The sequence below is a fragment of the Psychroflexus sediminis genome (assembly GCF_900099815.1).
Lineage (GTDB): Bacteria > Bacteroidota > Bacteroidia > Flavobacteriales > Flavobacteriaceae > Psychroflexus > Psychroflexus sediminis.
Map to the genome: position 1 here is coordinate 43,820 of NZ_FNCW01000004.1, position 14,420 is coordinate 58,239.

At 36.7% G+C, this 14,420-nt stretch carries 13 protein-coding genes; 5 read left to right on the forward strand and 8 right to left on the reverse strand.

The window, feature by feature from the left end:
* Positions 1-196: 196 nt before the first annotated feature.
* From BLP81_RS04575 to miaA, 5 genes are read left to right on the forward strand one after another with little or no spacing between them, the layout of a single operon-like run.
* A complete protein-coding gene (locus BLP81_RS04575; protein ID WP_093366253.1) occupies positions 197-1,561 on the forward strand; it encodes an exonuclease domain-containing protein in 1,365 nt (454 codons plus the stop codon).
* Position 1,562: 1 nt separating this feature from the next.
* Positions 1,563-3,299, forward strand: coding sequence for a TrkH family potassium uptake protein (locus BLP81_RS04580; RefSeq protein ID WP_093366255.1), 1,737 nt, complete (start codon positions 1,563-1,565; stop codon positions 3,297-3,299).
* A 2-nt stretch (positions 3,300-3,301) separates the two neighbouring features.
* The gene (locus BLP81_RS04585; RefSeq protein WP_093366258.1) at positions 3,302-4,012 is read left to right on the forward strand and encodes a potassium channel family protein; all 711 of its coding nucleotides are present in this window, start codon (positions 3,302-3,304) and stop codon (positions 4,010-4,012) included.
* A 43-nt stretch (positions 4,013-4,055) separates the two neighbouring features.
* Positions 4,056-4,886, forward strand: coding sequence for an ion transporter (locus tag BLP81_RS04590; protein WP_093366261.1), 831 nt, complete (start codon positions 4,056-4,058; stop codon positions 4,884-4,886).
* On the forward strand, positions 4,876-5,790 hold the full coding sequence (gene miaA / locus BLP81_RS04595) for a tRNA (adenosine(37)-N6)-dimethylallyltransferase MiaA (protein ID WP_093366264.1): 915 nt from the start codon (positions 4,876-4,878) through the stop codon (positions 5,788-5,790). The genes BLP81_RS04590 and miaA overlap by 11 nt, the downstream gene beginning before the upstream one ends.
* A gap of 54 nt (positions 5,791-5,844) precedes the next feature.
* On the opposite strand, the gene BLP81_RS04600 is transcribed toward miaA, so the two are convergent.
* The 8 genes from BLP81_RS04600 to BLP81_RS04640 all read right to left on the reverse strand — a co-directional run bounded on the left by BLP81_RS04600 (position 5,845) and on the right by BLP81_RS04640 (position 14,402).
* Positions 5,845-6,567: a response regulator transcription factor gene (locus BLP81_RS04600; RefSeq protein ID WP_093366267.1), complete on the reverse strand. Its 723-nt coding sequence runs from the start codon at positions 6,565-6,567 to the stop codon at positions 5,845-5,847.
* A gap of 4 nt (positions 6,568-6,571) precedes the next feature.
* Positions 6,572-8,137, reverse strand: coding sequence for a sensor histidine kinase (locus BLP81_RS04605; protein ID WP_093366270.1), 1,566 nt, complete (start codon positions 8,135-8,137; stop codon positions 6,572-6,574).
* A gap of 69 nt (positions 8,138-8,206) precedes the next feature.
* Complete coding sequence (coaE, locus tag BLP81_RS04610) at positions 8,207-8,794, reverse strand: dephospho-CoA kinase (protein ID WP_093366273.1); 588 nt, start codon at positions 8,792-8,794, stop codon at positions 8,207-8,209.
* Complete coding sequence (locus BLP81_RS04615) at positions 8,791-9,741, reverse strand: YbbR-like domain-containing protein (protein WP_093366275.1); 951 nt, start codon at positions 9,739-9,741, stop codon at positions 8,791-8,793. The genes coaE and BLP81_RS04615 overlap by 4 nt, the downstream gene beginning before the upstream one ends.
* The gene (locus BLP81_RS04620; protein WP_093366278.1) at positions 9,738-10,745 is read right to left on the reverse strand and encodes a glycosyltransferase family 2 protein; all 1,008 of its coding nucleotides are present in this window, start codon (positions 10,743-10,745) and stop codon (positions 9,738-9,740) included. Before BLP81_RS04620 ends, BLP81_RS04615 begins: the two co-directional genes overlap by 4 nt.
* A gap of 75 nt (positions 10,746-10,820) precedes the next feature.
* Positions 10,821-12,875 carry a DUF4397 domain-containing protein gene (locus BLP81_RS04625; RefSeq protein ID WP_245686410.1) on the reverse strand — a complete coding sequence of 685 codons (2,055 nt, stop codon included), beginning with the start codon at positions 12,873-12,875 and terminating at the stop codon, positions 10,821-10,823.
* A 209-nt stretch (positions 12,876-13,084) separates the two neighbouring features.
* Positions 13,085-13,369 carry a hypothetical protein gene (locus BLP81_RS04635; protein ID WP_093366282.1) on the reverse strand — a complete coding sequence of 95 codons (285 nt, stop codon included), beginning with the start codon at positions 13,367-13,369 and terminating at the stop codon, positions 13,085-13,087.
* Positions 13,370-13,589: 220 nt separating this feature from the next.
* Positions 13,590-14,402 carry an enoyl-ACP reductase FabI gene (locus tag BLP81_RS04640; protein WP_093366284.1) on the reverse strand — a complete coding sequence of 271 codons (813 nt, stop codon included), beginning with the start codon at positions 14,400-14,402 and terminating at the stop codon, positions 13,590-13,592.
* Between the last annotated feature and the right edge of the window lie 18 nt (positions 14,403-14,420).

A 14,420-nucleotide genomic window follows, 5' to 3' on the forward strand; every position in this document is an offset into this window, starting at 1 on the left:
AATATGCGTCAAAATGTCGGTTTTAAAAAGAGTATGCATGTCATTTTGTCTCATACACTTAGGTCAAGCAGTGATAAATTCAGAATAAAAAAGAAAAGCTAAGCTCCAATGAAAGCCTAAACTTTTGGTTAGAAGGCTTTGAAACAGAATTATATCTTTATTTTTGTTCCCGATATTAAAAAATTAAAAGGATAGATTGTACGCCATACTAGACATAGAATCCACGGGAGGGAAATATAACGAAGAGGGAATCACAGAAATTGCTATTTACAAATTCGACGGACATGAAATCGTGGACCAATTTATCTCGTTGGTGAATCCTGAACGAAAAATACAGTCGTTTGTGGTTGGATTAACAGGCATCAACAACGAAATGCTTCATCATGCGCCCAAGTTTTACGAAGTAGCCAAACGAATTATTGAAATTACCGAAGGCTGCATCATTGTTGCGCATAATGCCAAGTTTGACTACAGGATGCTGAGGCTGGAATTTGAAAGACTAGGCTACACTTATGAGCGTAAAACCTTGTGTACCGTCAAATTATCTAAAAAACTCTTGCCCGGCTTTGAATCGTACAGCCTCGGAAAACTCGTCAAAAGACTGGGAATCCCCATAACGGACAGACATCGGGCTAGCGGCGATGCTCTGGCCACCGTAAAACTGTTTAAGCTATTGCTGGAAAAGGATGTGGATAAGGAAATTATAAGTTCCAACCTGAAGCTAAATGCCATAAGCAGCGTCGACCAGAAGCTGATACGGCTGGTAGACGAATTGCCTAATGCGGTCGGAGTCTATTATTTTTCGGATAGCGATGGTGACATTATCTATGTTGGGAAAAGCAAGGATATCAAAAAGCGGGCTAACCAGCATTTCACGAGTGATGCACCCAAATCCAGAGAAATACAGGAGCATGTGACTTCCATAGATTTTGAAAGAACAGGCAATGAACTTTTGGCTTTACTCAAGGAAAATCAGTCCATCAAAAAATTAAAGCCTAAATTTAATTCGGCACTTAAAAAAAGCCTGTTCACTCATGGTCTGTATGCATTTGAAGATGAAAAGGGCTTTATCAATCTTTCGGTGTCAAAACTAAAATCAAAAGAAAACTACATCACGAGTTTCACCAATTACCAGCAGGGTAAAGCTTTTATGGAACGGGCTTTAGAAACCTATGAGCTTTGCCAAAAGCTGACGGGACTTCATAAAACCGAAGGCGCCTGTTTTAATTATACCATCAAACAATGTCAGGGGGCATGTGTCCATGAGGAATCATCAGAAAGCTACAATGAGAGAGTCAGACAGCTTATTGACTTTTATGATTACCAAAATAAAAACATGATTATACAGGACAGAGGAAGACATGCCGGTGAGAAAAGTGTAGTTTTGATCGAAAACGGAGAACTTGCAGGCGCAGGATATACCGAATTAAATTTTCAAATCGAAAATATGTCTATCCTCAAAAATATTATTAACCCAATGCAAAACGACAGAGATTCTCAACATATCATACAGAGTTATTTAAGAAAAAGCAATCACCACTTAAAGATCCTTAAGTTCTAAAATGAATAAAAATACCCTTGTTCATAGCATTTCATTTTTGCTGAGTCTTTTAGGTCTAGTCATACTGATTTTTGATTTAGGATTCGATCATCCTGAAAATTTGACCACTACCTATACTATTTTTTATGCAGTTGTTTTAGTTCTTGGAGTCACCTCTACCTCAATCAGGTATTATCAAAACGAAAGCCTGCCGAATAAGGAAGTTGTCATTTTTGATGTGTTATCGATTTTATTTTCAGTTTTTGTACTCGTTAGGCATTTTATGCTCCTGGAAGTTTCGTTTCTAGAAAGTTTTTCCATTGACGACTACTGGTTAAAGTTTGCTATTATTTTTACGTTCATTCGAGAATCGTCTGACATTAAAATTTCCGTAGACCGTACCATACTCAATCCGGCTCAACTTTTTATACTGAGTTTTCTGACTATTATTTTTCTGGGCAGCTTGCTTCTCCTGCTACCCAATGCCACCCATTCCGGAATTAGTTTTATAGATGCCTTATTTACCTCCACCAGCGCTGTTTGTGTCACAGGACTTATCGTAGTGGATACCGGGAGCTATTTTACGGGCTTAGGTCAAACCATCATTCTTTGTTTGATACAGATTGGCGGGCTTGGCATTCTAACCTTTACCAGTTTTTTTAGTTATTTTTTCAAAGGCGGTTCAACCTATGAAAATCAACTGACTTTAAACAGCATTACCAGTTCCAAATCTTTAAACACTGTGTTTAAAACTTTAAAGTATATTATTGTGATCACTTTTGGAATTGAACTGGTGTCAGCGATCCTTATTTACACCTCATTGGATAGTACCGACTTTAACGGTTTTATAGACCAGGCTTTTTTCTCGGTTTTTCATGCGATATCAGCTTTTTGCAATGCAGGGTTTTCAACCTTATCCAGTAGTTTTTATGAGGAAGGCTTTCGTTTTAATTATGGGTTGCAACTTATCATCATTATATCTTTTATAGTAGGCGGGCTTGGATTTCCAATTGTTGAAAATATCGATAAATATATCAAGTACAGCGTTAAAAGATTGATTGGCGGGGGAAGAAATTTTAAACCCTGGGTGTTGAATATCAACAGCAGGATTACCCTAATTACCACCTTTACAGTAACGGCAATTGCATTGGTTGCCGTCTATGTTTTAGAATACGAAAACACCCTTGCTGAACACACTGGTTTTGGAAAAATAGTGACTGCCTTATTTACAGCAGCCACTCCCCGAACAGCAGGATTTAATACGGTAGACACGGCTTTATTAAGCATGCCGACCTTGTTATTAATTTTATTGCTGATGTGGATCGGGGCTTCACCGGCATCAACTGGTGGCGGTATCAAAACCAGTACCCTCGCCATTTCTGTTTTAAATATATTGAGCTTAGCTAAAGGTAAATCCAGAATTGAAGTATTTAAAAGAGAAATATCCAGTATATCGGTTAGAAGATCGTACGCCATTATTGCCTTATCTTTGATAGTGATAGGTTTTTCTATCTTAATTTTAAGTATCAGCGATAAAAACTTAAGTCTTTTCGATTTGGTTTTTGAAACCATTTCGGCGTATTCTACAGTGGGATTGAGCCTGGGAATCACCGGACAGCTGAGCGATTTAGGGAAAGCCGTAATCATTTTTACTATGTTTGTAGGAAGAGTGAGTATGCTTACGGTTGTAATCGCTATTTTTAAGAAAATAAAACAGAAGAATTATGATTATCCTACTGAAGAAATAACAATCAACTAAACATGAAATATATCATAGTAGGCTTGGGAAATTTTGGATCTTCCATCGCTCAGAAATTAACAGCTCTTGGTAACGAAGTCATTGCCATTGATGATAGCATGGAGAAGGTAGACCATTTTAAAGAAAAAGTAACCCACACCATCCGCATGGATGCTACCGATGAACTTGCTGTTTCTGATTTACCTTTTGAAGAAACTGATATTGTTTTAATCGCTATCGGCGAAGATCAAGGTTCAAATCTTATGGCAACTGCTCTTTTTAAAAATTTAGGCGCCAAAAGATTGATAAGCAGAGCTATAAACCCGTTACATAAAAAAGTTCTTGAAGCTATTGGGGTTGATGAAATCGTACATCCGGAATCAGAAACCGCAGAGCGCTGGTCGAACAAACTTCATTTGAAAAATGTAATCGATTCCTTTGAACTCAATGAAGACTTTAGCATTATTGAAACACAGGTTCCCGAAAAATATGTGGGAAAAACAATTAAGGAGTTAAAGATCAGAGAAGAACATGATCTCCTTATCCTAACGATTATTCAAAGAGAAGAAAAAACTACGCAGATTGGAGAAAAAGAGAAAGTCGATAAAATTGAAGGAATCGCAGATCCAAATGTGGAATTGAAAGAAAAAGACATTTTAGTCATCTTTGGAAAAAACTCTGACTTAGACTCTTTTATTGGTGAAAAATCATCAGAAAAAAATCAGGACGACTAGACTAAATAGTTTTAAATACACTCAACCCGTTTAAATCGCACCTATGACTTGGAAAGAAAAAGTTCATGAAGTCATTTATGAAGCTGATACAACTGCAGGCAAAGCCTTTGATGTTGTTTTAATTGTGGTGATTCTTGCAAGTTTAACTTTAGTTGTTCTCGATTCGGTAGAATCCATTAGTCTAAAATACCACAACCTATTTGTAACTCTAGAGTGGATAGTCACCATTTTTTTTACGATTGAATACCTCTTGAGAATCATAAGTATCAAACAACCTAAGAATTATATTTTTAGTTTTTATGGTATTGTTGATTTTCTCTCTACAATACCTTTATACATTTCTTTAATCTTCGCAGGCTCTGGAGCCCTTCTATCTTTAAGAGCACTTAGATTACTTCGCGTTTTTCGTGTATTTAAATTGGCGCGATATACAGGAGCAGGTTCTGTAGTTTCAGTCGCCTTAAAAAGAAGTATGCCCAAAATATTAATATTTCTCTACAGTATCATCATAGTAGCTTTTGTATCGGGGACCATTATGTACCTTGTAGAAGGTCCAGAAAACGGCTATACTTCAATTCCTATTGGGATTTACTGGACAATCGTTACTCTTACTACTGTTGGATTTGGAGACATTCACCCTGTAACGCCTTTAGGTCAATTCATTGCAACTCTTATTATGCTACTAGGTTATGGCATTATAGCAGTTCCTACTGGAATTGTCACTGCAGAGATGACCAAAGAAAATTTTTCCAGAAACACTCAGGTGTGCTACAACTGTGGTGAGAGCCAACATAAAGATAATGCTGAATTTTGCCACAAATGTGGTTATCCGCTCAATAAAAGCAAAGAAGATATAGAAGAACATGAAAACTGATTCTCCAGTCTTGATTTGCATTGTCGGCCCCACAGCTATTGGCAAAACCGCCCTAAGCATACAGCTGGCCTCTCATTTTTCTACTGAAATTATTTCTGCAGACTCCAGACAATTCTTTCAGGAGATGCAGATTGGAACCGCAGTTCCCACGGCGGATGAACTCTCAAAGGCAAAACATCATTTTATACAGCACATCTCGATAAGAGAGATCTATAATGTTGGCAGATTTGAAGACGAGGCCCTTGAGGTTTTACAACGCATCTTTAAATCCAATTCCATAGCCCTTTTGGTTGGTGGAAGCGGGCTTTACCAGAAAGCTGTAACAGAAGGCCTGGATTCCTTTCCTGAAATACCTTCAGAAATAAGAGAAAAATATAATGATATCCTTAACACCGAGGGCATAGAGACATTGCAGACCTTACTTAAGGAAAAAGACCCTCAAACGTTTAAGACGATCGAAGTCTCAAATCCGAGACGACTTAGCAGAGCTTTGGAAGTCATTGAAACTTCTGGACAGTCTTTTTTATCCTTTCAAAATCAAAAGAAAAAAGAACGGAAATTTGAGGTCATAAAAATCGGTCTTGATGCTCCGCGGGAAGTGATTTATAGCAGAATAGAACAGCGTGTGGACCTCATGATCAATCAAGGCTTAGTGGAAGAAGCCAAAAGGCTTTATCCGTATAGAAAGAACAACGCTCTGCAAACCGTCGGGTATAAGGAATTATTTGCTCATTTTGAAGGCGAGCTGAGTCTATATGAAGCCATTTCAGAAATAAAGAAAAATACACGAAGATTTGCAAAACGGCAGCTCACCTGGTTCAAAAAAGATCCTGAGATTCACTGGTTTCATTACCAGACGCCATTGCAGGAGATTTTAGCTTATATTAAAACACAAAAAGACTAATCGTACTAGACGATTAGTCTTTTTGGTTATTTAGGAACTGAAAAAAGTGGCTTATTAAGCACCTTTACCGTCAGAGCCTTTAACGACTAGACGGAAACCTTCACCGTGGATATTCAAAATTTCCACTGTATCATCTTTTTTCAGATATTTTCTCAATTTGGCGATGTATACATCCATACTTCTTGAGGTAAAGTAGTTGTCATCTCTCCAGATCTTGGTTAATGCAAGCTCTCTTGGCATCAAATCGTTTTCATACAAAGCAAGTAAACGCAGTAATTCGTTCTCTTTCGGAGAAAGTTTTATAGGCTCCTCATCCTTGTAAGTTAAGAATCTCAATTTGGAATTGAGGTGGAAATTACCGACTTCAAATTCAAACTGCTTGCTGTCTGCAAGTGTATCTGAATTCTTGCGCTGCATGATGGCTTTAATTTTCATCAAAAGCACTTCACTGTCAAATGGCTTATTCAAATAATCATCTGCTCCAACTTTGTATCCTTTCAACACATCATCCTTCATCGCTTTGGCGGTAAGAAATATAATGGGAACATCTTCGTTCTTGGCTCTAATTTCCTTGGCTAAGGTAAAGCCATCTTTATACGGCATCATCACGTCTAAAATACAGAGATCGTAATTTCCCTTTTTAAATTTCTCGAAGCCTTCCATTCCGTTTTTGGCATGGGTGACATCATAATCATTCATGGACAAATAGTCCTTTAATACAATTCCGAAATTCGGATCGTCTTCTACTAATAAAATTTTCTTGTTTTCAGTTTCCATATATTTATGATATTAATGGTAATTTAATTATAAATGAACTTCCTTTTCCTTTTTCACTTTTAACGGAAATTTCTCCGTGGTGATCATCTACGATTCGTTTTACATAAGCTAAACCAAGACCGTGCCCTTTTACGTTATGCACATCTCCAGTATGCTCTCTGTAAAATTTATCGAATATTTTTTTCTGTACCTGTTTTGACATTCCACTTCCTTGATCGGTGATAATCAAAACCACATAATTATTTACATTTTCAGTAGTCACTTTTATTTCGGGAGCCTCTGCAGAATATTTTACCGAGTTATCCAGAATATTAACAATCACATTAGAAAAATGTGAATCGTTGGCCAAAATAGTATCGTGTTTAGCTTTAAAATCGGTTTCAATTTTTCCACTTCTGTCTTCTACAATAAGACTGATATGACTTATTGCATCTTCGATAATCTCATGAAGATTTAATTTTTCCTTTTCTATATCAAGCTCATTTTTTTCAAGCTTTGAAATCCTCAGCACATTTTCTACCTGGGCATGCATTCTTTTATTCTCTTCGCGAATCATGTTCATATATCGATCTACAGCTTCAGGATTTTTGGAAATCATCGGGTTTTTCACAGAATCTAATGCCAGGTTGATAGTAGCTATAGGAGTTTTAAACTCATGGGTCATATTGTTGATGAAATCCGTTTTGATCTGGGATATTTGTCTTTGTCTTATCAATTGACCAATTGCTGAGGAAAATGCAAGTACAATGACTAAGGTAAACATAACTGACAGACCTCCCATTAAAGCTATAGAAGATAAAATCTGCTTGTTTTTATCTTTGAAATTGATAAACAATTGATAATCTGAATACTCATCATTATAACTATAAACTGGTATACCATAAGTGGATGGAGAATTCAATTCAAAGCTGGCTGTTCTTACTTTGGTAGATAAAGCATTGCTATAAATTCCAAAATCATAATCGGATGTCAAATTGCGTTTCTGCATTTGTTCATCAATCAACTTTTTTATTTCTAAGGTATCCACTCGTGTATGAATAGGAATTTTAGAAGCCATTTCTTTGATTGCATCTAGCCAGAGGTACTTTTGCTCATCTTCCAAATTGCTAATTCTTTCAAAGCGCTCCATAGCATTTAGATTGCTCCCGTCGAATCCATCTCTTCGCATCACGGCCGTCACCTTACGGTTGATTAATTTCTTGAATTCAATAGAGTCTTGATTTTCGGCCAAAAATGGTGAGGCTACTTTGTAATCCTCCTGAAACAAGGAGTTGGAATACATAAAATATTCAGTAGAGATTCCTTCATCAGGCAACTGAAATATTTCACTGAGCTGAATGCTAATAGGGGTTTCAGAATCTGCTATAGAAGCAAATTTGAAGTAATATTTGTCAATTTCTTCTTTTTCCAGTTGTTGAACTACATTGATAAGGATTTGCTTGGCTCCCATGGAAAACTGTTCTTCGTTGCTTTCTACAGTATTTTTTATCCAATAGCCTTGAACGAAAATGATTCCGATTAAGGAAACACTCATCAATATAATTATGAATGTAAATATGCGTTTATTCATTTTGCCAAAATTACAGTTTTAACAAAATGCTTTGTCGGTGTTTAACCGAAAGTTAACAAGACAATGCCGCTATTTATATGAAATATTTAAAAATTTCTCATGAAGTTCCTTAACCTGTTGCTGAGTTTGTTTTAAATTAATATTTTCAATAATAAAATCAGCTAACTTTTTCTTTTTGGATTCGGACCATTGAGCCTTCATTCTGGATTTTACATCTTCATAACTCACATGATCTCTTAGCATAACGCGGTCTATCCGAACCTTTTCCGGAGCAGTTACCAGGATGGTATAATAAAAATCCGAAGCCCTGTCTTTTTCAAATATAATTGCTGCTTCGTAAATAATATAAGGAGCGTCTTGTTCATTAAACCATTTTTTAAAGCGCTCGTGTACCCTGGGGTGTATTATAGAATTCAGATTTTGAAGAGCATGATCGTCTTTAAAAACAATGGCAGCTAGATCCGGCTTATGAATTAAACCTTCCGCCGTTAAATTTAAGCCGAAAGTTTCTGCGACTTTAGAAGCCACTTTAAAATCATCCAGTATTTTTTTGGCTTCGATATCTGCGATAAATACGGGTATTTGTAGATCTTGAAACATTTGAGCGACTGTAGTTTTGCCGCTTCCTATTCCCCCGGTAAGACCAATCTTTATCATTTTTTAATTAAATAATCTACTTTATAATTTTCCAGAGAAACATGTTTCACGAGTTTTGGCTGTTTGACTAGCTCTAAAAACATAAAGTCTTCGTTAGGTTCGTATTTAGCAATCACCTTAAAACCAGACTCATCTATTCGTTCATAGTTCGAAAGACTGGTAGTGAAATTTACTTTCACTGTTTTGGGAAAAATGACAAGTTCATTTTCCAGACTCGGATTTTCAAAATGTATTGGAATCTCAAAAGTACCTTCTGTAAATTTTACAACGGGTAAGGTATAATCCACTGTCTCTTCTAGATACTTGATTGAAACGCTATCTATCTTCTGAATTTCAATCTGCCCGTGAAGTGTATCTGAAACTCCTTTCAAAACCTTTTTTTTAGTACTGATAAATTCCAGTGTATTTAAAATGGAATCATTTCCGGAAACTTCTATAAAAGCAGGTTCAAACCTGAAATCTGAAACGGAATCATAACCCTTATTAAAATTAACCTGAATGTTTGGCTTAATTTTTAATTTCTTAGTTGATAATTTATAATGGCTAAATTGAAGCTTTTCCTTTGCTATTTCCAGGACCTCTTTAGACAGATTTAAAGACTTAGCTATTTGAGTTTTGTTGTTTTGAAGGCTATAAGAATAATAATTGCCTAGTGAATCGAGTTGATTAAAATTCAAATCTATGCTTGAGTTAAAGAGAGTAATAGATAAAATTTTAAATCCAGTGTGCTTTACTTGAGCGCTTATATTTTTAGACTTATTTTCAAAAACTATATGCTGAGGAATCCCCTCGAGCTTAAAGGTAAGCTGTACATCATGTTCATAAGTTTTTGACATCTGTACAAAAATCCAGATAAGAAGGGTGAAACCTAGAAAAAAGAAAAAAGCCTTGTAGTTTCTTTTTTGAAGACCGGTTTTTATTTTTTCAATCTGTTTGTATTTATTCATTGACTAAAAAATAATTTTGGAAATGCATTTTCAGGAATTTGTCTCAAGATATGAATTTTGAAATAACTCCAAACAAATCCTACGCCATAGCTTACAAATTGAATATTTGCAGCCAACACGCTTAATATAGCAATTTTAAAATGTTTATGACTAAACAAGGCATCTATAAACATCAGAAAATTATATAACGCATAGAAATAAAGAAGAAAATGAAGTTTAAAAAGAAGCAAAATCAAACCGAGCAAAAGCATCAAGGTATAAAAAAACGGGAACCAATAGGTTATTTTTGAAGTTTCAGGATAGCGAACCAGTAAAATCGGTCTCACCAGGCCAAACTTAAAAACTTGCTGAGCAAATTTTTTAAAATCCGTTCTTCGCTTGTGATAGACCTGTGCTTTATCGATATAACCTACTTTAAATCCAAGTTTTTTAAGCCGAATCGATAAATCCGGATCTTCACCAGGATGAATACTACTAAAGCCTTTGGACTCCAGGAATGCTGCCCTGGAAATACCCATATTGAAACTTCTTGGTTCATAAGAATTGGAGCTCTTAGACTGAGCGCTCCCTCTTATCCCACCAGTGGTAAGCAGTGAAGTCATAGCATAATCTATAGATTTCTGAACAGGAGTAAATGAATCTAAGGCCGTATCTCCTCCTCCATAGCAATCCATATAGCTTTCTGTTAAGGCTTTTCTTACAACCTCCAAGTAATTTGCAGGAACGATGACATCGCTGTCTAAAATGATAAAGTAATTTCCTTTTGCTCTTTTCATCCCATAGTTCCTGGAATCTCCAGGGCCTGTATTTGATTTGAAATAATAGGAAATATCCAATTTTTCCTTAGAGCCTTCCACTGCTTTCTTACAGGTATCCTGCGATCCATCTTCCACAATCACGACTTCAAAAGATTCCGACACCTGGCTAAGACTTTCTAAAAGTTCCATGATTTCCTGAGGACGATTATAAACGGGGATTACAAAGGAAAAGTAAAGCTCTACCATAGCGTAAAGATATTACAAATAAAAAATCCCGAAGCCAAGCTCCGGGATGGATTATAAATAAAGAGCAATTAAATTTTACTGCCTTATAATTTTGAAGGTTCGTATACTTCCATCAACCTCTAAAGAAACTAAATAAACCCCGGAATCGAATTCACTTAAATTCACTTTTGGATTCGAAGATTTTGGAGCAGTCTCCTTAACCAATTGACCAAGTAAATTATGAACTTTTATATTCTCAACAGTGGAAGTTGTAGAAATAGAAAGCATATTCTTAACTGGATTGGGATAATATGTAAAACTGCTTGCCTCAAAATTTTCTGAACTCAAGGTTTGTAATGGCAATTCAACTAATGCACCACCTGAAGGAAGTGCAACCCATAAACCAAAGGCAGCTCCATTTTGATTGGCTGAAGGATCTAAAAATCCACTGGCTAAAACCGTAATTGCCAGATCGCCTAGCCCTAAGGTTTGAAGTGGAGCCTGATAGGATTCTACGACGGCAGAGTTGTCCGCCAGTTCCACGTCAAGGATGTAATCCTGTGTTGCCAAGTTTAGATAACCACGAAAATCGGTATAAGCAATGTCATCGACAATAATTCCGGCAGGAACACCTGTCTCCCTCACGTCTACCATTGGTGCGTCAGTTGACCCATGATGTACCAAAATACTGGTTTCTCCGACATTGGTTGAAGCAAGTTGTGCTCCAGCGTATACTTCGAGGTTAAAATCAATCGCATTGACAGAACTATCGAATTGTGATGGATCTAACACGCCATCAGCTACAGCTATATAGGTTTCATCTTCAGCTAGTGTGGTATTCAAATTAAAAATACTTTCACTCACATCTGTGCTACTAGCCGGTGCAACATCAATATCTATTGGTAATTCAGCTGGCACCTCCAAAAATGCGGTAGCTGTTCTGAATTCAAAATCATCAAGAATGAGGTCACCATCTAAATACACATCTACAAATTCTGCTGCAGGATCTGCAGAGTTATGAATAACCTGTAAACTGGCGGTACGATTAAGTGGTAATTCAACTAGATTTCCTCCGGAAGGTAAAGCCACCCATAAACCAAATTCCGCTCCATTTTGATTAGCAGAAGGATCTAAGAATCCACTTGCTACAACTGTGATTGCAAGATCTCCCAATCCAAAAGTTTGAAGTGGAGCTCTATAAGATTCTACAACTCCAGAATTGTCCGCAAGTTCTACATCAATTATATAATCTTCTGTTGCTGTATCTAAATAACCACCAAAATCACTGTAAGAAATATCATTAACAATAATTCCAAGAGGAACACTTGTTTCTCTCGCATCAACAGTTGGTGCGTCAGTTGATCCGTGATGGACAAGAATACTTGTCTGCCCGGAATTTAAAGAGGTTTCCCGTGCACCAGGATAAACTTCTAAATTAAAATCAATTGTATTTACAGAACTGTCAAATTGTGAAGTATCTAAAACGCCATCTGCAACTAAAATATAGGTTTCACCAGAAGTTAAAGTAGTCGTTAAGTTATAGAGACTTTCACTCACATCAGAACTTGATCCGGGAGCAATGTCTATTTCTAAAGGCGTACCCGCTGGAACATCTACAAATGCTGTACTGGTTCTAAATTCAAAATCATCAATAAGAAGATTACCTTCTAAATACACATCTACAAATTGTGCAGCAGGATCGGCTGAGTTGTGAATAACCTGAACACGAGCTGCTGCACTTGGCTGAAAATCGAATGTTGATGACTTTCTGTCAAAAGTAATGTCATAAATACCACCTATGGCGGGAATATTATCACTGCTACCCTGAACTAAAGTTCCGGAAGGAAAATCTGGACTACCCCAGTTGACATTCCAGTTTTGGTTTTGTCTAAATTTCAATTCGCCGTCCTGTAAGATTTGGAAGTCCAAGGTGTAGATATTTCCATCAGTACTGTTCATCATAACATCAGGTGTCTGATTACTGCCACCTGGCCACTGGGAAATTGCAGGACCTACTAAACCTACAGCGGGAATATCAAAACTATAATCTCCGGTATCCAAATTGAATGTCACTTGATAAAAACCTGCAGTAGTTGGAATATCGGGTCCACCCAAAGTAGCTGTTCCTGAAGGAAACGAAGCTGCACCCAAGGTGTTTTCGTTCCGACTTCCTGAAATACTAAATTACCATCTAAAAATTCTGTAACCGTTAATTCATAGTTTACACCATCAATTGTAGATAATTCAGGATTCGAACCTAACACTGCAGTACCGGCTAATTCGATTTCTGTGAACGTACCTACATCTGTAAAAGCATAGGTATTAGCATTCAAATCCAGGACAATGTCATAAACTCCGGCTTAAACTGGAATGTTACTGGAAGTGATTGTCCCTGTAGGAAAAGTATCACCACCGTAGTTTGGATTATTCCAATCCTTATCAGTTCTAAATTTAGCAGAGCCAGTTGTTAGAGTTAACCCCTCTATAGAGTGTGTTCCATCACCATTATCGGTAAGCATGATATCGGGTTCTGGATTGCTGTTATCTGGCCAACCATTCGCTGCCGGACCAACAATTCCAATCGTTTGCGCTCCAACAAAGTTGAAAGCTAAGAGCATTAACGTAAAAAGTAAAAATTTTTTCATAAGATATGGTTTTAAATTCGTTATCAATTTAACAAAAAAATACCTTATTCTTAAAATTAAGTACAATTTTTTATATAATTATTAATAAATAATGACAGATTCCCTATTTCAATTGTGTTATTTATACCTCCAAGGAAGAACCTGTTAATAATAAAATCCAGCAATGTACATTGCTGGATTTTATATTTATGTTTAGCCTGGAAGGCTAATATTTTTTTTACTATTCTTCCATAGACTCCATAATTTCCTGACTTACTCCCATATTGGAGAATCCTCCATCATGAAATAAATTTTGCAAAGTCACCTTTTTAGTTAGGTCTGAAAAAAGCGTCAAAGTATAATCAGCACATTCCAGTGCTGTAGCATTACCAAGCGGTGACATCTTTTCGGCGTAGTTCATGAAGCCCGTAAATCCTTTTACACCCTGTCCTGCAGAAGTTGGTGTTGGCGATTGTGAAATGGTGTTCACTCTTACTTTTTTATCTTTTCCGAAAAAGTATCCAAAACTCCTGGCTACAGATTCCAGATAAGCTTTGTTATCTGCCATATCATTATAATCTGGGAACACCCGTTGAGCTGCCATGTAAGTAAGAGCTACAATACTCCCCCATTCATTCATCGCGTCTTTTTTGTAAAGCGTTTGCAACAATTTATGGAAAGACATAGCTGAAACATCCAGACCTTTGTGAGTCCAGTCGTAATTTTGATCGGTGTAGTGTTTCCCTTTTCTGACGTTGATAGACATACCGATGGAATGCAGTACAAAATCCAGTTTTCCACCAAGAATGTCCTGAGATTTTTCGATTAAGTTTTCTAAATCTTCAAGATTAGTGGCATCAGCCGGGATAACTTCAGAATTTGTTTTTTCAGCAAGCGTGTTAATGGTCCCCATTCTTAAAGCTACAGGAGCATTGGTCAGAACGAATTCAGCTCCTTCCTCATGTGCTCTTTCGGCCGTTTTCCAAGCGATAGAATTTTCATCTAATGCGCCAAAGATAATTCCGCGTTTTCCTTTCAATAAATTATATGACATAGTTTTATTTTTAATTGA

What these genes read in the sequence shown, in the direction of transcription:
- BLP81_RS04615 (WP_093366275.1), bottom strand. Translation starts at nt 9,741, where the DNA reads ATGAATAAATACAAACAGATTGAAAAAATAAAAACCGGTCTTCAAAAA.
- BLP81_RS04585 (WP_093366258.1), top strand. Translation starts at nt 3,302, where the DNA reads ATGAAATATATCATAGTAGGCTTGGGAAATTTTGGATCTTCCATCGCT.
- BLP81_RS04635 (WP_093366282.1), bottom strand. Translation starts at nt 13,369, where the DNA reads ATGAAAAAATTTTTACTTTTTACGTTAATGCTCTTAGCTTTCAACTTT.
- BLP81_RS04600 (WP_093366267.1), bottom strand. Translation starts at nt 6,567, where the DNA reads ATGGAAACTGAAAACAAGAAAATTTTATTAGTAGAAGACGATCCGAAT.
- miaA (WP_093366264.1), top strand. Translation starts at nt 4,876, where the DNA reads ATGAAAACTGATTCTCCAGTCTTGATTTGCATTGTCGGCCCCACAGCT.
- BLP81_RS04640 (WP_093366284.1), bottom strand. Translation starts at nt 14,402, where the DNA reads ATGTCATATAATTTATTGAAAGGAAAACGCGGAATTATCTTTGGCGCA.
- BLP81_RS04605 (WP_093366270.1), bottom strand. Translation starts at nt 8,137, where the DNA reads ATGAATAAACGCATATTTACATTCATAATTATATTGATGAGTGTTTCC.
- BLP81_RS04580 (WP_093366255.1), top strand. Translation starts at nt 1,563, where the DNA reads ATGAATAAAAATACCCTTGTTCATAGCATTTCATTTTTGCTGAGTCTT.
- BLP81_RS04620 (WP_093366278.1), bottom strand. Translation starts at nt 10,745, where the DNA reads ATGGTAGAGCTTTACTTTTCCTTTGTAATCCCCGTTTATAATCGTCCT.
- coaE (WP_093366273.1), bottom strand. Translation starts at nt 8,794, where the DNA reads ATGATAAAGATTGGTCTTACCGGGGGAATAGGAAGCGGCAAAACTACA.
- BLP81_RS04590 (WP_093366261.1), top strand. Translation starts at nt 4,056, where the DNA reads ATGACTTGGAAAGAAAAAGTTCATGAAGTCATTTATGAAGCTGATACA.